This is a genomic window from Mycobacterium sp. KBS0706 (assembly GCF_005938675.2).
Taxonomy (GTDB): domain Bacteria; phylum Pseudomonadota; class Alphaproteobacteria; order DSM-16000; family Inquilinaceae; genus Inquilinus.
Genome location: NZ_VCCH02000009.1, coordinates 1 through 17,202, shown reverse-complemented (window position 1 = coordinate 17,202; position 17,202 = coordinate 1). Strand labels below are relative to the sequence as shown.

15 protein-coding genes are annotated in these 17,202 nt (G+C 69.4%); 7 read left to right on the top strand and 8 right to left on the bottom strand.

The window, feature by feature from the left end; genetic code table 11:
- Nucleotides 1-17: 17 nt before the first annotated feature.
- On the bottom strand, nucleotides 18-419 hold the full coding sequence (locus FFK22_RS06705; RefSeq protein WP_221938444.1) for a hypothetical protein: 402 nt from the start codon (nucleotides 417-419) through the stop codon (nucleotides 18-20).
- A 137-nt stretch (nucleotides 420-556) separates the two neighbouring features.
- On the opposite strand from FFK22_RS06705, the gene FFK22_RS06700 reads away from it, so the two are divergent.
- Nucleotides 557-2,107, top strand: a complete 1,551-nt coding sequence (locus FFK22_RS06700; protein ID WP_306770081.1) for a sensor domain-containing diguanylate cyclase — start codon at nucleotides 557-559, stop codon at nucleotides 2,105-2,107.
- 30 nt (nucleotides 2,108-2,137) lie between these two features.
- On the opposite strand, the gene FFK22_RS06695 is transcribed toward FFK22_RS06700, so the two are convergent.
- The 6 genes from FFK22_RS06695 to FFK22_RS06670 all read right to left on the bottom strand — a co-directional run bounded on the left by FFK22_RS06695 (nucleotide 2,138) and on the right by FFK22_RS06670 (nucleotide 7,833).
- The gene (locus tag FFK22_RS06695; protein WP_138886196.1) at nucleotides 2,138-2,953 is read right to left on the bottom strand and encodes an isocitrate lyase/phosphoenolpyruvate mutase family protein; all 816 of its coding nucleotides are present in this window, start codon (nucleotides 2,951-2,953) and stop codon (nucleotides 2,138-2,140) included.
- A 25-nt stretch (nucleotides 2,954-2,978) separates the two neighbouring features.
- A complete protein-coding gene (locus tag FFK22_RS06690) occupies nucleotides 2,979-3,512 on the bottom strand; it encodes a methylated-DNA--[protein]-cysteine S-methyltransferase (RefSeq protein ID WP_138886197.1) in 534 nt (177 codons plus the stop codon).
- Entirely contained in the window at nucleotides 3,505-5,013 is a 1,509-nt protein-coding gene (locus FFK22_RS06685; RefSeq protein ID WP_138886198.1) for a DNA-3-methyladenine glycosylase 2 family protein, read from the bottom strand. Before FFK22_RS06685 ends, FFK22_RS06690 begins: the two co-directional genes overlap by 8 nt.
- A gap of 99 nt (nucleotides 5,014-5,112) precedes the next feature.
- Entirely contained in the window at nucleotides 5,113-6,126 is a 1,014-nt protein-coding gene (locus FFK22_RS06680) for an ABC transporter substrate-binding protein (protein ID WP_138886199.1), read from the bottom strand.
- 52 nt (nucleotides 6,127-6,178) lie between these two features.
- Entirely contained in the window at nucleotides 6,179-7,048 is an 870-nt protein-coding gene (locus FFK22_RS06675) for an ABC transporter permease (protein WP_138886200.1), read from the bottom strand.
- An 11-nt stretch (nucleotides 7,049-7,059) separates the two neighbouring features.
- Entirely contained in the window at nucleotides 7,060-7,833 is a 774-nt protein-coding gene (locus tag FFK22_RS06670) for an ABC transporter ATP-binding protein (RefSeq protein WP_138886201.1), read from the bottom strand.
- Nucleotides 7,834-7,934: 101 nt separating this feature from the next.
- Between FFK22_RS06670 and FFK22_RS06665 the strand changes: the two genes are divergently transcribed.
- Both FFK22_RS06665 and FFK22_RS06660 read left to right on the top strand, forming a co-directional pair.
- Entirely contained in the window at nucleotides 7,935-8,600 is a 666-nt protein-coding gene (locus FFK22_RS06665) for a response regulator transcription factor (RefSeq protein ID WP_138886202.1), read from the top strand.
- Nucleotides 8,587-9,969 carry a sensor histidine kinase gene (locus tag FFK22_RS06660; protein WP_138886203.1) on the top strand — a complete coding sequence of 461 codons (1,383 nt, stop codon included), beginning with the start codon at nucleotides 8,587-8,589 and terminating at the stop codon, nucleotides 9,967-9,969. Before FFK22_RS06665 ends, FFK22_RS06660 begins: the two co-directional genes overlap by 14 nt.
- A 4-nt stretch (nucleotides 9,970-9,973) precedes the next feature.
- Here the strand turns inward: FFK22_RS06660 and FFK22_RS06655 are convergent, their stop codons facing one another.
- Complete coding sequence (locus FFK22_RS06655; RefSeq protein WP_138886204.1) at nucleotides 9,974-10,900, bottom strand: LysR substrate-binding domain-containing protein; 927 nt, start codon at nucleotides 10,898-10,900, stop codon at nucleotides 9,974-9,976.
- Nucleotides 10,901-10,992: 92 nt separating this feature from the next.
- On the opposite strand from FFK22_RS06655, the gene FFK22_RS06650 reads away from it, so the two are divergent.
- From FFK22_RS06650 to FFK22_RS06635, 4 genes are all read left to right on the top strand, one after another.
- Nucleotides 10,993-13,032, top strand: a complete 2,040-nt coding sequence (locus tag FFK22_RS06650) for an NADH:flavin oxidoreductase (RefSeq protein WP_138886205.1) — start codon at nucleotides 10,993-10,995, stop codon at nucleotides 13,030-13,032.
- Nucleotides 13,032-13,976, top strand: a complete 945-nt coding sequence (locus FFK22_RS06645) for an ornithine cyclodeaminase family protein (RefSeq protein ID WP_138886206.1) — start codon at nucleotides 13,032-13,034, stop codon at nucleotides 13,974-13,976. The genes FFK22_RS06650 and FFK22_RS06645 overlap by 1 nt, the downstream gene beginning before the upstream one ends.
- Before the next feature lie 252 nt (nucleotides 13,977-14,228).
- Entirely contained in the window at nucleotides 14,229-15,413 is a 1,185-nt protein-coding gene (locus tag FFK22_RS06640; RefSeq protein ID WP_138886207.1) for a mandelate racemase/muconate lactonizing enzyme family protein, read from the top strand.
- 2 nt (nucleotides 15,414-15,415) lie between these two features.
- Nucleotides 15,416-17,131, top strand: a complete 1,716-nt coding sequence (locus FFK22_RS06635) for an ABC transporter substrate-binding protein (protein WP_221938443.1) — start codon at nucleotides 15,416-15,418, stop codon at nucleotides 17,129-17,131.
- The last annotated feature ends 71 nt before the right edge of the window (nucleotides 17,132-17,202 follow it).

Genomic DNA, 17,202 nt, shown 5'->3' with positions numbered 1-17,202 from the left:
CCCTTTACCGCCCGCCATCACCAATAGGGCGGCCATGGCCCCCAGGGCCCGACGCTCCAATTCAGAGCGGCATTCTCGTTCAACTGGGCTGCTGCCTGCTGCTCATCCGCGATCTTCTTGTCGAACACCAGCTTCTGATAGCGGCCATAGGCGGCCTGATCGCCGACATAGAGGCAACCGCAGATCGTCGGGTCGGCATAGACATAGGTCACGACGCCGTTGCGGACGCTGGAGACGAATTTGTGGGGCGGCAACCCCTTCAGCGACGCGACCCGGTCCGGCGTATCCGCCGGGCGCAGGCTGAAGCCGGCGGCAGCCAACATGTCCTCCCGCTGTCCGATGATATCGGCCGAGTTGGCGCAGGCGCCGAGCAGCAATGCCGTGCCGGTGAGCACGGCGAGAGCCGAGATCCTGGACATCCCCTTCCTCCTGGTGGCGCGGCGCCGCGGCGCCTTGCCGGACATGCGCGCCTCCAAGGAAATCTGGACACATGATATCCCAATGCACCACGGAAAATTGTTTCCAGCCCACAATGGGTCTTCGTCATGTCGGAAGCGTGGTTCGCCTCAGCACGAACCGCTCTTGCATAATCGGCGACAGGACCCCGATCATTGCCCTCCGAGATCCTTCCAACCCGGCCTCGCCCATGCCCCAAGACACCGTTTCGTCCGTCGATGACGCGGATATGTTCGAGTTGGCCCCGGTTTCGCTCTGGCTGGAGGACTACAGCGAGCTCCGCCGTCTGTTCGAACGCTGGCGCGGTGACGGGGTCTCGGACCTGCGCGCCCATCTCAAGCAGGATCCCGAACTGATCAAGACCTGCTCCGGCTGCATTCACTTGATCAAGGTCAACAAGAAGACGCTGGCCCTCCTCGAGGCCACGGATTTCGAACATCTGCGGGACAATCTCGACCTGATTTTTCGGGCCGACATGCTGGCGACACATGTCGATGAACTCGAGCAGCTGTGGAACGGAAAGCCCGAGTTTTCCAGCCACACCGTCAACTACACCCTCTCCGGCCAGCGCCTGGATGTTCAGCTCCGAGGCATTGTGCTGCCGGGACATGAGGAGCGATGGGATCGGGTGCTGGTTGCGATCGAGGACGTCACCGAGCGGGAGACCGCGCGTCGCGCACTTGCCGCGAGCGAGAACTTCGCCCACGGCCTGTTCCAGCATTCCCCGATCTCGCTGTGGGTGGAGGATTTCAGCCGGATCAAGCTGCTGCTCGACGGGCTGAGGGAGCGCGGCATCAGCGATCTGCGGGTGTTCATCGACGTCCATCCCGATTTCGTCGAACGCTGTCTCAGCGAGATCAGGGTGATCGATGTCAACGAGCACACTCTCAAGCTGTTCGTTTCCCCGGACAAGCAGACGCTGCTCCGGCGGATCGGCGACATCTTCCGGGCCGATATGCTGCCGCACTTCCAGGGCCAGCTCGTGGATCTCTGGGAGGGCAAGCTTTTCCAGCAGCGCGAGGTCGTCAACTATGCGCTCGACGGCACCCAGCTCCATGTCCATCTGCAGTTCTCGGTCCTGCCCGGCCATGAGGATGACTGGTCCCTCGTCCAGCTCGCCCTTACAGACATCACGGCCCGCAAGAAGGCCGAAGAGTATCTCGAATATCTGGGGCAGCACGACGAGCTGACCAAGCTGTTCAACCGGTCCTTCTACGCGGACGAACTCAATCGCCTCGAACGCAAAGGCCCGTTCCCGGTGACGATCATCGTCGCCGATGTGAATGGCCTGAAGGCGACGAATGACGAGTTGGGCCACCTCGCCGGGGACGGGCTGCTACGCCGCTCGGGCGAGGTGCTGGGCAAGCTGGTCGACAAGCCGGCTCATGCCGCCAGGATCGGGGGCGACGAGTTCGCGATTCTCCTGCCCGGGGCGGAGGAGAAGGAGGGCGAGGCGCTGGTCGAGAAGCTGCAGCAGCTCGTGGACATCAACAACCAGTTCTATCCGGGCCCGCCCCTCAGCTTCTCGGTCGGTATCGCCAGCAGCCAACCCGGAGAGCGGCTCGAATCCGTGGTCCGCCGCGCCGACATGCAGATGTACGAAGCCAAGCGCGCCTTCTATGCCGCGCAGTCGAGGCCGCCAGCCGGTTGACCATTGCTGCCGCGGCCTGACCGTCCGTTCTTATTTCGCCATCAGGGCATTGATCTCCGGATACGGCATCGCCTGGCCGACCAGCGGGTCGGAGACGCCGTCCTGCAGGAAGGACCGCGCCAACTCCGCGGTCCGGGCGAACACCGTCTGGCTGATGCCGGAGCCGGCGCTGAGGCGGCGGACGCCGAGGGCGGCGAGCTCCGCCGCACCCGGCAGGCCGGGCCGGGCCATCACGTTCAGCGGCAGCGGCGCCGCGGCGGCGATCGCCTGGATCTCGTCGGGCTTTGTCACCCCCGGCGCGAAGATGCCGTCGGCTCCGGCGGCACGGTAGCGCTCGGCCCGGGCCAGCACCTCGGCCACCTTGCCGCCCTCCGGCGCCAGGCCGCGCAGATAGACGTCGGTGCGGGCGTTGATGAACACGTCCTGGCCGCTGCGGGACGCGGCGCGCTTGATCGCCTCGATCTTGGCGCAGAGCAGGTCCGGCGTCCCCGACCCGTCCTCGAGGTTGATGCCGGCGGCGCCGGCGCCGATTAGTCGGGCGATCGACTCGCCCACCGCGGCCGGGTCATCGCTGTAGCCCCCCTCGCTGTCGACGGTCAGCGGCACGGTGACGATGCGGGTGATCTCGGCGGTGGTGGCGACCAGCAGGTCGAACGGCAGCGCGTCGCCGTCCGGATAGCCATGCGCCCAGGCGACGCCGGCGCTGGTGGTGGCGATGGCCTTGGCGCCGAGGCTCTCGATCAGCCGGGCACTGCCGGCGTCCCAGGCATTGGCGAGCAGCAGGATGCCGTCCTGGTGCAGGCGGCGGAACTGCTGCAGGGCATCGGCCTGACGGGTGGCGGTCATGGGTGTTCCTCTCCCAGGGTTTGGTTCAGATGGCCAGGGACAGCTGCCGGCTGCCGGCGCCTTCATGGTCCAGCAGCCAGCGCTTGCGGTCGAGGCCGCCGCCGAAGCCGACCAGCGAGCCATCGGCGCCGATCACGCGGTGGCAGGGCACGACGATCGGGATCGGGTTGGAGTTGTTGGCGAGGCCGACGGCACGCATGGCCCCGGGCTGGCCGATCCGCCGCGCGATCTCGCCATAGGACACGGTGGTGCCGCAGGCGATGCCGCGCAGCGCCGCCCAGACCGAGCGCTGGAATGGCGTGCCGGCGGCCTCGACCGGCAGCGTGTCGATCGCCGCGAGGTCGCCGGCGAAATACGCCTCCAGCGCCGTGGCAAGGCCGGCCGGATTGCGCTGCGGCGCCAGGGCGAAGTCATCGCCGCCGAGGCTGCGGGCCAGGCGCGCGCGCAACCGCTCCTCGTCACACCAGTCGATGGCGCGCAGCCGGCCGGCCTCGTCGGCCACGATCAGCAGCTCGCCGAGCGGGCTCGGCAGGCGGTCGAAGACCAGCGCCTCAGCCATGCTTCACCACCCTCGCCACTGGAACGGCATCGGCGGCCCAGAGATGCTGGGCGGCATAGGCCCGCCAGGGCCGCCAGGGCTCGGCCCGGACCAGCAGGTCGGCCGGCGTCGGCCGCACGCCGGCGCCGTCGGCGGCGCCGCGCAGCAGGCCGATGTCGCTGGCCGGAAAGGCGTCGGGCTCGCGCAGGGCGCGCAAGGCGATGTACTGCGCCGTCCAGTCGCCGATGCCGCGGATCTGCCGCAGCCGGGCGATCGCCTCCTCCACCGTGCCGAAGGGCCGGAACAGATGCGGGTCGGCGATCGCGGCCTCGGCCAGCGCGGTCAGCGTCGACCGGCGCGACCCCGGCATGCCGAGTGCACCGAGATCCGCCGCGGCCACACGCTGCGGTGACGGGAAGGTGCGAGACAAAGCCGGGTTCAGCCGTGCCGCCTCCGGCACCTCGGCGCCGCAGATCGACACCAGCCGGCCGGCCAGCTGCCGCGCCGCGACCACCGTGACCTGCTGGCCCAGCACGGCGCGCACCGCCAGCTCGAACCCATCCCAACCGCCGGGAGCGCGCAGGCCCGGCCGCTGAGCCACCAGCGGCGCCAGGAACGGGTCCTGCGACAGATGAGCGCCGATCGCCTCGATGTCGGCACCGACATCGAAGACGCGCCGCACCCGGGCCAGGATGCCCGGCAAGGCGCGCACCGAGGGGAAGCGGACCAGCACCGCCAGGTTGCTGCGCGCCGGCTCGTGGCGGATCTCGACGGTGCCGAGGTCGTCGCCCTCGGCGACGCTGCGGCGGTAGACCTCGCCCTCGACCTGCTCCACGCCGTCGATGGCGCGGGCCCGCAGATAGGCCAGCATCGCCGGCCAGTCATAGGGTGGGCGGTAGCGCAGCCGCAGCGTCACCCCGCCGGCTGCGACCGAGTCGGCCGGCAGCCCGGCCCAGGCGCGGCGGCGCAGCGCGCTGGGCGGACGGCGGAACAGGTCGTGGAAGGTCTCGTTGAAGCGGCGGATGCTGCCGAAGCCGGCGGCCAGCGCCACCTCGGCCATCGGCATCCGCGTCTCCTGGATCAACTGCTTGGCGAACAGCACGCGCCGGGTCTGGGCCACCGCGACCGGCGTGGCGCCGAGATGCTGCTTGAACAGCCGGCGCAGCTGGCGGCCGCCGACGCCGAGCCGCTCGGCCAGCGCCTCGACCCCCGCTTCGCCGCCATCCAGCGCGCCGTCGGCGATCAGCGCCAGGCCGCGCGACACGGTGTTGGAGGTGCCGCGCCAGGAGGCGAGGTCTGGCGCCGTCTCGGGCCGACAGCGCAGGCAGGGCCGGAACCCCGCCTCCTGCGCCGCGGCGGCGGAGGCGTAGAATTGGCAGTTCTCGAACTTCGCCGTGCGGGCTGGGCACACCGGCCGGCAATAGATGCCGGTGGAGGTCACGCCGACGAAGATGCGCCCATCGAACCGCGGGTCGCGGGTCGAGAGGGCGCGATAGCAGGCTTCGGGATCGAGCGATTCCATGCGCCGACCATGTCACGTCCGCGGCGATCGCGCTCGCGGTTTTCGGACATGGTCGGCGGAGCCCGGCTTTTCAGCACCGAGCTCCCGCCGGATCGTCGATCAGTTCCCCGCCCGGCTCGCCAGCTGCGGAATGAACAGCTCGGTCCAGCTCTCCGGCTTCGCCTTGATGGTGCCGGCCAGATGCATGAAGTCGGCGAAGTCCATCACCTTGGTCGGGGTGGTCGAGAAGCGCGTGTCGGGATCGTTCAGGATCTCCAGCACCTCCTCCGGCGAGATCTTGACCGCCGAGCCACGGGCGAAGATCTCCGCCGTCTCCTGCTTGTGCGCGGCGATGAAGGCGTTGGCCTCGTCGAGCGCGGCCAGGAAGGCCTCCACCGTCTTCGGATTGGCATCGACGAAGCGCTTCGGAGCGAAGACCACGTCGAGGGTGATGTTGCCGATCACGTCGACCGAGTTGGCGACGCGGTGGATGTTGGGGTTCTTGGCCTCGAGATAGGAGAATGGCGGCGAGGTGAAATGCGCCCGCACCTCGGTCTGGCCCGAGGTCAGCGCCGCCAGCGCGTCCGGGTGCGGCAGGCTGACCGTCATCGGGTCGAGCTTGGCGAAGTTCTCGCGGCCGAACTGCTTGGCCACCATCATCTGCAGCACCACGGCCGACAGCGAGGTCTTGATCCCCGGCAGCGCGATCTTGTCCTCGGCCGTGATGTCGGCCAGCGACTTGATCTCCGGCTTGTTGCTGTTGAGCCAGAGCGAGGTCGAGCTCAGCCCGCTGATGCCGGTCACCTCGACATTCGGAATGCCCTTGGCCTTGGCCCAGAGGGTGATGAAGCCCGGGGCGCCGGTGCCGGCGAAGTCGAGCGTCCCGGCCATCATCGCGTCGTTGATGACGTTGCCGCCGTCGAGCATCACCCATTTCACCGCGACGTCGCCGAGGCCGGCGGCCGCGGCCTGCTTCTCGAACAGCTTCTGGTCCTGCATCACGATCAGCGGCAGGTACAGGATGCCGTAGCCCTTGGAGACCCTGATCTCGCTGACCTCGGCCTGCGCGCTGCCGAGGCCGAGCCCGACCGCCGCCGCGACGGCCGCCGCGGCCAGACGCTTCATCACTCCCATGGTGTCCTCCCTTGTCCGGGCCGGCCGATCCGGCCCGTTGTTGCACAGATTTTCAGTGCTGCATCCCCCAGCGGCGGATCGTTTTCTTCTCGATCGTGGCGAAGACCACGTTCTCGACGAACAGGCCGATGAGGATGACGGTGAACAGGCCGGCGAAGACGTTCGCGGTCTCGAGCTGGTTGCGGTTCTCGTAGATGAACCAGCCGAGCCCGCCGGAGCCGGAGGAGACGCCGAACACCAGCTCGGCCGCGATCAGCGTGCGCCAGGCGAACGCCCAGCCGACCTTGAGGCCGGTCAGGATCGACGGGAATGCCGCCGGGATCAGGATGTGCCGGACCAGCGACAGCCGCCGCAGCCCGTAGTTCAGCCCCACCATGCGCAGCGTGTTGGACACGGCGCGGAAGCCGGAATGGGTGTTCAGCGCGATCGCCCACAGCACCGAATGGACCAGCACGAAGATCACGCTGCCCTGCCCCAGCCCGAACCAGATCAGGGCCAGCGGCAGCAGCGCGATCGCCGGCAGCGGGTTGAACATCGAGGTCAGGGTTTCCAGCAGGTCGGCACCGATGCGCGAGCCGATGGCGACCGTCGTCAGCACTGCTGCCAAAGCGATGCCGATGGCGTAGCCGATCACCAGCGTCTGCAGCGACGCCACCGCCCGCGCCGGCAGCACGCCGTTGCCGATGTTGTCGAGGAAGGCGGCGAAGGTCTCGGTGAAGGACGGGAACAGCAGCGGGTTGCCGAGCCAGCGGCCATAGCCCTCCCACAGCAGGGCCAGGGCCAGCAGGATCAGCGTCTTGCGCACGAAGCCCAGGCGGTAGATCCGCTCGACCGGGGAGATCGCCTTCTCGACCGGCGGGATGTCGGTCTTCGGCGTGTCGCGCAGGATCTCGGGACGAAGCTCCAGCGTGGTGTCGGTCATGGCGGCGGCCCTCAATGAACGAACAGCATGTCGTTGATGCGCGCCTCCAGCGCGCCCTGGGCGGCGGTGCCCCAGTCGTCGCGGCCGATGCTGTTCAGCTCGGCCTTCACCTGCCCGGGATGCGGCGACAACAGCAGGATGCGGTTGCCGATGCGGATCGCCTCCTCGATCGAATGGGTGACGAACAGCACGGTGAAGCGCGTGTCCTCCCACAGCTGCAGCAGCTCGTCCTGCATCCGCCGGCGGGTCAGGGCGTCCAGCGCGGCGAAGGGCTCGTCCATCAGCAGCACGTCCGGCTCCATCGCCATGCCGCGGGCGATGGCGACGCGCTGCTTCATGCCGCCCGACAGCATGTGCGGATAGCTGTCGGCGAATTTCGCGAGGCCGACCTTCTCGATGTAATGGGCGGCGCGGTCGCGGGCCTCGGCCGGGCCCAGGCGGCGGCTGGCGATCAGAGCGAAAGCCACGTTCTCGCGCACCGTCTTCCAGGGCAGCAGCTGGTCGAATTCCTGGAACACCATCATCCGGTCGGGGCCGGGCTCGGACACCTCGCGGCCCTTCAGCCGGATCTCGCCCTCTGTCGGCGCGATGTAGCCGCCGATCGCCTTCAGCAGCGTCGACTTCCCGCAGCCGGAGGGGCCGAGCAGGATGAAGCGGTCGGAGGGATGGACATCGAAATCGACGCGATGGGTCGCGGTGACAACGGCTTGGTCGGTCTTGTATTGCAGCGTGACCTGGCGGACGGAGAGCAACGCGTCTGCTGGCGGCGATTGCACGATGGCCATATATCCTCCCTGGCAGCGGCACCGCTTCGGCGGTCCGTTGCAGGGAGTGTTCCGCATCAAGCTGACGCCAGCCTGACTCGGAACGGAAACAGGGAGAGCCCGTGCGCATCCTGGTGGTCGAGGACACGGCCGATATCGGCGAGGCGATCGTCGCCCGGCTCGAGCGCATGGGCCATGCGGTCGACTGGGAGCGCGACGGCGAGGCGGCCGGGGACATGCTCGGGGTGCAGGATTACGACCTGCTGGTACTCGACATCATGCTGCCCGGCCGCGACGGCATCGCTTTGCTGAAGGATCTACGGGCGCGGCGCCGGTCGACCCCGGTGCTGGTGCTGACCGCCCGGTCCGGCGTCGAGGACCGGGTCGGCGCGCTCGACCTCGGCGCCGACGACTACCTGGTCAAGCCCTTCGACTACCGCGAGTTGGAGGCGCGGGCCCGGGCCCTGCTGCGCCGCCGCACCGGCGACAGCAGCAACGTGTTGACCTGCGGCGACGTCACCATCGACCGGGCGGCGCGGCTGGCCGCGGTGCAGGGCCGGCCGCTGGACCTGACCCGGCGCGAGCTGACGGTGCTGGAGATCCTGGCCACCCGGCCCGGCCGCATCTTTTCCAAGGACGACCTCTTGGACCAGATCTACAGCTTCGACCAGGAGCCGAGCCCGAACGCGGTGGAGCAGTACGTGACCCGGATCCGCCGCAAGCTGGCGGGATCCTCGGTCGAGATCCGGACCCTGCGCGGCCTCGGGTACCAGCTTGTCGTCGGCTGACCGCATCCGCGGCTCGCTCTACGCCCGCATCCTCGCGTTCATCGCGGTGGTGGTCTGCCTCGGCACGGCCGCGGTGATCGCCGCCGCGGCGCATTACGCCCGGCTGGCGGCCGGCGAGGCCTATGACCGGCTGCTGGTTGGCGGCGCGGTGCAGGTGGCCGAGAACGTGTTCATGCAGGGCGGCGTGCTCGCGCTCGACCCGCCGGTCGCCGCCTTCGCCTCCCTCTCCGCCTACGACCTCGTCTACTACAAGGTGGTCGATCCGCGCGGCGTGGTGGTGGCCGGCTATCCGGATCTCGCGCTCGACCCGGCCACCGCGCAGCAGGCCCGCCACGGCGTGGTGGTCGAGGACGGCAGCTTCCAGGGCGAGGCGGTTCGCGTCGCCGTGCTGGGCCGCAAGATGGACGAATCCAACGGCGGCTGGGCCACGGTGGTGCTGGCCCAGACCACCCGGGCGCGGGACGCTTTGGCCCGGTCGCTCACCCGCCAGGCGGTGCTGATCGTCCTGGCCATGGGGGTGCTGACCATGGTGGCCGGCGCGGTGGCGGTGCGCTGGGCCCTGGCGCCGCTGATCCGGATCGAGAAGGCGCTGGCCGACCGGGCGCCGGACGACCTGAAGCCGCTCGACCTCGCCACGCCCACCGAGATCCGGACGCTGGTGTCCTCGATCAACCTGTTCATGGGGCGGCTGGCCGGCCGCATCGGCCTGATGCAGCGCTTCATCGCCGATGCCGCCCACCAGATCCGCACGCCGCTGGCCGCGCTCGACGCCCAGGTCGAGCTGCTGGGGCACGAGGCATCGGCGGAGCGGCGCGAGCAACAGCTGGAGCGGGTGCGGCAGCGCACGGCGGAGCTGGGGCGGCTGACCAACCAGCTGCTGAACCACGCCATAGTGATCCACCGGACCGAGATCGGCGCCTTCGCCCCGGTCGACCTGGTGGAGCTGGCCCGCACGGTGCTGGCGGCGGCGGTGCCGCTGTCCTTCGACCGCGATGTGCGCATCGCCTTCGAGGCGCCGGAGCAGCCCGTCCTGGTCGAGGGCGACGCGGTCAGCCTGCGCGAGGCGCTGTCCAACATCATGCACAACGCCCTGGTCCACGGCGCCGAGACAAGGCTGTCGGTCCGCGTCGGCGGTGGTCCAGACGATTCCTGGCCGGACGGCGCGTGGATCGAGGTGAACGACGACGGCCCGGGCATCCCGGAGGCCGACCGGGAGCGGGCGTTGGAGCCGTTCCATTCCGGATCGGGCGCCGGCACCGGGCTCGGCCTCGCCATCGCCGCCGAGGTGATGAAGGCCCATCGCGGCCGCATCGCCTTCCGCCATGATCCCGAAAACGGATTCTCGGTGGTGCTGCGCTTCGAGGCCTGAGGGCTCACCAGCCCTTCATCGCCGCGGCCTGGGCGGCCAGCCAGTCGCAGAACAGCGACAGCGGCTTGCGCAGCGTCGCACCGCGGACGGTGACGATGTAGAAGTGCCGGCCGGTCGCGAAGTGCCGGGGGAAGGCATCGGCCAGGCGGCCGGTCCGGATCAGGTCGTCGATGATCGGGCGCCAGCCCAGCGTCACCCCCTGCCCGTCCATTGCCGCCTGCAGCGCCACCGTATGGTCGGTCACCCGCAGCGACCGGGCCGGCCCCGGCGCCGGCAGGCCCAAGGCGGCGAACCATTCGCCCCAGGTGGCGCGGCGGCGCAGCGGATCCTCGTAATGGATCAACTGGCAGCGGTGCAGGTCGGCAGCGTCGCGCAGCGGGCCATGCTCAACCAGATAGGCCGGGCTGGCGACCGCATGCACATGCTCCTCCCACAACGGGATGGTGTCGTGGTCGGGCCATTTGCCGTCGCCGAGCCGGATCACGACGTCGATGCCGTCCTCGCCCGGGTCGGCATCGCGGTCGATCGTCTGGATGCGCAGGGGCACCACCGGAAAGGCCGCGCGGAAGACGGCGAAGCGCGGCAGCAGCCAATGCGCCGCCATCGAGGTCGAGACCCCGATCACGATCTCGCGCTGCGCCGCCGCCATGGACCGGCCGGTGATGTCGTCCACGGCTTGCGCGATCGCGGACAGGCTGATGGCGACGGCGGCGTATAGCCGCTCACCCTCCGGCGACAGCTCCAGCCTTCGGTGATGGCGGATGAACAAGTCGAGCCCGAGCGACGCCTCGAGCTGCCGGATGCCGTGGCTGACCGCCGACTGGGTGATCGCCAGGTCCTCCGCCGCCCTGGAGAAGCTGAGCCGCCGCGCCGACGCCTCGAACACCGCCAGGGCGTTGAGCGAGGGCAGGCTGCCGCGGAGGGTTTGCATCGACTGGGCTCATGCCGGCGTGAAGGAAATTCGGTTTACCATCGGCCGGCAGCCCGGAAGAGTGAAACCGTCACAACGATCCGCCACCGGACATGTCGAACGCCGATCCCCTGCTGCAGCCCTACACGCTGCGCCACCTGACCCTGCGCAACCGCTTCATGTCGACCGCGCATGAGCCGGCCTATACCGAGGACGGCCTGCCGAAGGAGCGGTACCGCCTGTATCACGCCGAGAAAGCCAAGGGCGGCATCGCCCTGACCATGATCGGCGGCTCCTCCGTGGTCGCGCCGGACAGCCCGCAGGCCTTCGGCAACATCCTGCTCTACAAGGACGAGGTGGTGCGCTGGCTGCAGGAGCTGGCGGACGATGTGCATTCGCACGGTGCCGCGGTGATGATCCAGGTCACCCATCTCGGCCGCCGCACCAGCTGGTCGAAGGAGGACTGGCTGCCGGTGGTCGCCCCCTCCCCGGTGCGCGAGCCGGCGCACCGTGCCTTCCCCAAGGCGATGGAGGATTGGGACATCGAGCGCATCGTCGCCGCCTATGCCGACGGCGCCGAGCGGGTGCAGGCCGGCGGCCTCGACGGGCTGGAGCTCGAATGCTACGGCCACCTGATCGACCAGTTCTGGTCGCCGGCCACCAACCAGCGCGACGACGACTATGGCGGCGGCCTGGACGACCGGATGCGCTTCGCCTTCCAGGTGCTGCGCGCGATCCGCGACCGGGTCGGGCCGGATTTCATCGTCGGCACCCGCATGGTCTGCGACGAGGATTGGGAGCGCGGCCTGTCCAAGGCCGAGGGGTTGGAGATCGCGCGGCGGCTGGTCGCCTCCGGCCTGATCGACTTCGTCAACGTCATCAAGGGCCACATCGACACCGACGAGGCGCTGTCGCATGTCATTCCCGGCATGGGCGCCCGCTCCGCCCCGCATCTCGACTTCGCCGGCGAGGTGCGGGCGGCGGCGAAGGTGCCGACCTTCCACGCCGCCCGGATCCAGGACGTCGCCACCGCCCGCCACGCCATCGAGAGCGGCAAGCTGGACATGGTCGGGATGACCCGGCCGCACATGGCCGACCCGCACATCGCCCGCAAGGTGATCGAGGGGCGCGAGGCCGAGATCCGGCCCTGCGTCGGCATGGGCTACTGCATCGACAGCATCTACGGCGGCCAGGCCGTCTGCATCCACAACGCCGCCACCGGGCGCGAGGCGACGATGCCGCATGTCGTGCCGCGTAGCACCGGCCCGCGGCGCAAGGTGGTGGTGGTCGGCGCCGGCCCGGCCGGGCTGGAGGCGGCGCGGGTGGCCGGTGAGCGCGGCCATGCCGTCACCCTGTTCGAGGCGGCGGACCAGCCGGGCGGCCAGATCCGCATCACCGCGGGCCTGCAGCGCCGGCGCGAGATCCTGGGCATCGTCGACTGGCGCATGGCCGAATGCGAGCGTCACGGCGTGGCCATGCGCTTCAACACCTATGCCGAGGCCGATGACGTGCTGGCCGAGGCGCCGGACGTCGTTGTGGTGGCGACGGGCGGCCTGCCGAACACCAGCTTCCTCGACGCCGGCGAGGATCTGGTGACCACCAGCTGGGACATCCTGTCCGGTGCCGCCAAGCCGGCCGAGACCGTGCTGCTGTACGACGACAACGGCGCCCATCCCGGCCTGACCGCGGCGGAGTTCATCGCCGGCGCCGGCAGCAGGCTGGAGCTGGTGACGCCTGAGCGGATGCTGGCCCCGGATGTCGGCGGCACCAGCTATCCGGCCTATTTCCGCGCCTTCTCCGAGCATGGCGTGCAGGTGACGATCAACCTGCGGCTGGAGAGCGTGCGGCGCGACGGCAATCGCCTCGTCGCCAGCTTCCTCGACGAATATGGGCATCGCCGGGTCGAGAAGCGGGCCGACCAGGTGGTGGTCGAGCACGGCACCCTGCCGCTGGACGAGCTGTATTTCGCGCTGAAGCCGCTGTCCGCCAATCTCGGCGCCGTCGACTACGAGGCGATGATCGCCGGCCGGCCGCAGGCGGTGCGGCGCAACCCGGAGGGCCGCTTCGTGCTGTGGCGGATCGGCGACGCCGTCTCCTCCCGCAACATCCACGCCGCGGTCTATGATGCGCTGCGGCTGCTGAAGGACGTCTGATGGCGCCGATCCGCGCCATCGATGCCGACGCACTGGAATTCGACCCGCTCTGGCTGGTCGAACGGCTGCGCGACGGGCATCGGCAGGGGATCGGAGCGGTCGAGCGCCTGCTGCTGCAGGAACCGCCCAACAGCCTGATGAGCTGGGTGGCGTGGCAGCCAGGAACGGCGCTGGGGGCGAAGCTGGCTGCGGTGTTTCCCGGCAATGAGGCGCGCGGCGCCGGGCCGAACATTCGGTCGGTCGTCGTGCTGTTCGACGGCCAGGACGGCCGGCCCCAGGCCGTGATCACCGGCGAGAGCTTCACCCGCGCCAAGACCGCGGCCGATTCCGCCCTCGGCGCCGACCTGCTGGCCCGGCCGGATGCGGCGACGCTGGCGGTGCTGGGCGCCGGGGCGCAGGCGGAGACGCAGATCCGCTACCTGCTGGCCGTCCGCCCCCCGATCAGGCGCGTGGCGATCTGGAACCGCACGGCGGAGAAGGCCCGGGCGCTGGCGGCCGCCCTCTCCGTCCCCGGCGTCGAGATCGGCGCCGTCGAGGACGCCGAGGCGGCGGTGCGCCAAGCCGACATCATCTCCTGCGTCACGGCGTCCCGCGATCCGGTGCTGCGCGGCGTCTGGCTGAAGCCGGGCGCGCATGTCGACCTGGTCGGGTCCTTCACCCCGGAGATGCGCGAGGCCGATGACGAGGCGATGCGCCGGGCCCGGCTGTTCGTCGACACGCGCCGTTTCGCCGTCGGCCATTGCGGCGAGTTCAGCCAGGCGATCGCCGCCGGCGCCATCGCTCCGGAGGATGTGGTCGCCGAACTGGCCGAGCTGTGCGCGGGCGCCGCGGGCCGCCGGTCGGCCGACGAGATCACGCTGTTCAAGAATGCCGGCGGCGGCCATCTCGACCTGATGGTCGCGCGCGCTTTCCACGATCTTGCCCGGAGACATGTCAGCGGCTGATCGGATTGGAGCTCGTTCCCTCCACCGTCATGGCGAGCCCCGAAGGGGCGTGGTCATCCAGGGCGGCTCGCACCGGCCCCTGGATGGCCACGGCGCTACGCGCCTCGCCATGACGGTGTTGAGTGCCCCTCGCATGGGGCGGTGCCTGAACGACCTCCTGTATCGATCTGGCTCATGCAGGGGTGAGGAGAATTCGGTTTACGCTGGCCAGGGGGTCGGGGACGGTTGTGGATGCCGTGAACGGAGGGCCGCTTGAAGATCACCCGGATCCGGACCACCCCGGTCAACATCCCGCTCGACGCCCCGTTCCACTGGTCGGTCGGCGCCTATCCAGGCTCCTCCAAATGCATCATCGAGGTCGAGACCGATGCCGGCATCACCGGGCTCGGCGAGGCGCCGTGGTGGCATTTCGGCCCGATCATCGAGCATGAGCTGGCGCCGCGGATCATCGGCCGGGACCCGCTCGACATCGCCGCGATCGAGAGCCTGTGCCTGCCTTCGATCCAGATCACCGCCAACACCGGCGAGAACGCCGTGGTGATCGCCTTCGGCGCGCTGGAGATGGCGCTGTGGGACATCCGCGGCAAGGAATGGGGCCAGCCGATCCACAAGCTGCTCGGCGGCGCCGTCCGGCACGACATTCCCTTCACCGAATATTTCAGCTTCCGCGAGGCCGCGGGCGCAGCCGGCGGCGAGATGTCGGCCGCGGCGATCGTCGACTATTGCCTGCGGATGCGCGAGGCACACGGCTCGACCTTCTTCGAAGGCAAGCTCAGCCTCGGCGACCCGGAGCTCGAGATCCGCACCGTCCGCAAGCTGCGCGAGGCGCTGGGGCCGGAGGCGATGATCCGGCTCGATTCCAACATGCAGTGGTCGCTGCCCACGGCGCGCCATGTGCTGCAGGCGATCGAGCCCTACAACATCCGCAATTACGAGGACCCGGTCGCGACCTTCGAGGAGATGCAGAAGCTACGGCAGCACAGCGCCATCCCGTTCTCCTCGCATGTGCCAGACCTGCGCCGCGCTTTGGCGCTGGGCGTGCCCGACGCCTTCGTCACCAACTTCGCCGTGCATGGCGGCATCGGCCGGACGCTGCGCTTCATCGCCGGCTGCGAGGCCACGGGCGTCGATTTCTGGTGCTACAGCGGCGACACCGGCATCTGCACCGCCGCCTATCTCCAGGTCTCGGCGGCGACGGCGTGGATCCGCGAGCCGGCGCAGTCGCTGTTCCGTTGGCAGGTCGGCGACGTGATCGAGGGCGGGCCGTTCCGCCAGTCCGGCAACACGGTGCGGGTGCCGGACGGGCCTGGCCTCGGCGTCACCCTCGACCGCCAGGCGCTGGACCGCTGGCACCGGCATTTCACCGAGAACGGGCCGATGCAGCATTTCCGCGACCCGTTCCGGCCGGACCGCTTCCGCCGGCTGCCGCTGAACTGACAATGATCGAACCGGCCCGGCAGGGGCCGGAGAGCAACAAGCAGGGGTGCATCATGGACGACGAGACGAGGCTTCATCCCGCGATTCCGCCGATGGCCGAGCAGCTCAAGGCCGGCCGGATCGGGCGGCGCGACTTCATCCGCACCGCGGCGCTGCTCGGCATGGCGGCGCCGGCCGCCTATGCCATGGCCGGGCGGATCACCGGCGAGGCCGTGATCCCGCAGGCCATGGCGCAGGACACGCCGCGCAAGGGCGGGACCTTGCGCATCGGCATGCCAGTGATGGATTGCGCCGATCCCGCCATCTACGACTGGTCGGAGAAGGGCAATGTCGCGCGGCTGATCATCGAGCCGCTGGTGTCGATCGGCACCGACGACGTCGCCCGGCCCTGGCTGGCCGAGAAATGGGAGGCGAATGACGACGTCAGCCAATGGACCTTCCACCTGCGCAAGGGGGTGAAGTGGAACAATGGCGACGCGTTCAACGCCGACGACGTGATCGCCACCTTCACCCGCTGGCTCGACAGCAAGACTGGCTCCTCCAACCAGGGCCGGTTCAGCGGCCTGACGGTGAAGGAGGGGGACGCGGTCAAGATGGCGCCCGGTGCCATCGAGCGGGTCGATGACCACACCGTGCGCTTCCATCTGCAGAGCCCGATGCTGCAGTTCCCGGAAAGCCTGGGCGACTATCCGGCGCTGATCAGCCATCGCGACTTCGCCAAGTCCGGCGCCAACCTGATGAAGACCCCGGTCGGCACCGGCCCGTTTACGCTGAAGGAGGCGGCGGTCGGGTCGCGCGCCGTGTTCGAGAAGCGGCCGGCGGCGGAATATTGGGGCGAGGAGGTCCATCTCGACGGCGTCGAATACATCGACCTCGGCAGCGACCCGGCCGCCTGGCTGGCGGCGCTGGGCTCCGGCCAGGTCGATCTGGTGAGCCAGGTTCCGGTCAACCTGCTGCCGGCGGTGCAGTCCGTGCCGAATCTGAAGACCTACGAGAAGCTGACGGCGGAGACCGGCGTCGCCCGCTTCCGCATCAGCGAACCGCCCTTCGACAAGAAGGCGGTGCGCCAGGCGATCCAGGCCTGCGTCGACCACAAGCGCCTGACCGAGCTGGCCTATCAGGGCTTCGGCACGCCCGGCGAGGATTTCCACGTCTCGCCGATCCATCCGGAATACACGCCCCTGCCGCCCCCGGCGCCGGACATCGACAAGGCCAGGAAGCTCTTGGCTGACGCCGGCTTCCCGAACGGGCTGTCGATCGAGATCAACTGCCAGGACGCGCTGAAGCACGAGATCGACACCGCCCAGGTGCTGTCGGAGATGGTCAAGCCGGCGGGGATCGACCTCAAGGTCAGCGTCCTGCCCGGCGCCACCTTCTGGGACCGCTGGACCAAATGGCCGTTCTCGGTGACGCAGTGGCTGACCCGGCCGCTGGCGGTGCAGGTGCTGGCGCTGGGCTATCGCAGCGGCGTGGCCTGGAACGAGACCGGCTACGCCAACCCGGAATTCGACGAGATCCTCGACCAGGCCCAGGCGACGCTCGACCTCGAAAAGCGCAAGGTCCTGGTGCACCAGCTGGAGCAGATCATGCAGGAGGACGCAATCGCCATCATCCCGTTCTGGCTGAAGATCTTTACCGCCAGCACCGACAAGGTGCAGGGCTTCGAATACCACTTCGCCCGCGAGATGCATCTGAACACGGTGTGGCTGGCGGCCTGACGGGAGCGGCCTCGGTTGGGTTCGCCCTTGCGAACCCAACCTGCCGCAGAGTGCGGGCGCCCTACTCCACT

Coding starts and splice junctions, on each gene's coding strand:
- FFK22_RS06695 (WP_138886196.1), bottom strand. CDS start 2,953: ATGACCGCCACCCGTCAGGCCGATGCCCTGCAGCAGTTCCGCCGCCTG.
- FFK22_RS06635 (WP_221938443.1), top strand. CDS start 15,416: ATGATCGAACCGGCCCGGCAGGGGCCGGAGAGCAACAAGCAGGGGTGC.
- FFK22_RS06680 (WP_138886199.1), bottom strand. CDS start 6,126: ATGGGAGTGATGAAGCGTCTGGCCGCGGCGGCCGTCGCGGCGGCGGTC.
- FFK22_RS06655 (WP_138886204.1), bottom strand. CDS start 10,900: ATGCAAACCCTCCGCGGCAGCCTGCCCTCGCTCAACGCCCTGGCGGTG.
- FFK22_RS06645 (WP_138886206.1), top strand. CDS start 13,032: ATGGCGCCGATCCGCGCCATCGATGCCGACGCACTGGAATTCGACCCG.
- FFK22_RS06670 (WP_138886201.1), bottom strand. CDS start 7,833: ATGGCCATCGTGCAATCGCCGCCAGCAGACGCGTTGCTCTCCGTCCGC.
- FFK22_RS06685 (WP_138886198.1), bottom strand. CDS start 5,013: ATGGAATCGCTCGATCCCGAAGCCTGCTATCGCGCCCTCTCGACCCGC.
- FFK22_RS06675 (WP_138886200.1), bottom strand. CDS start 7,048: ATGACCGACACCACGCTGGAGCTTCGTCCCGAGATCCTGCGCGACACG.
- FFK22_RS06690 (WP_138886197.1), bottom strand. CDS start 3,512: ATGGCTGAGGCGCTGGTCTTCGACCGCCTGCCGAGCCCGCTCGGCGAG.
- FFK22_RS06650 (WP_138886205.1), top strand. CDS start 10,993: ATGTCGAACGCCGATCCCCTGCTGCAGCCCTACACGCTGCGCCACCTG.
- FFK22_RS06705 (WP_221938444.1), bottom strand. CDS start 419: ATGTCCAGGATCTCGGCTCTCGCCGTGCTCACCGGCACGGCATTGCTG.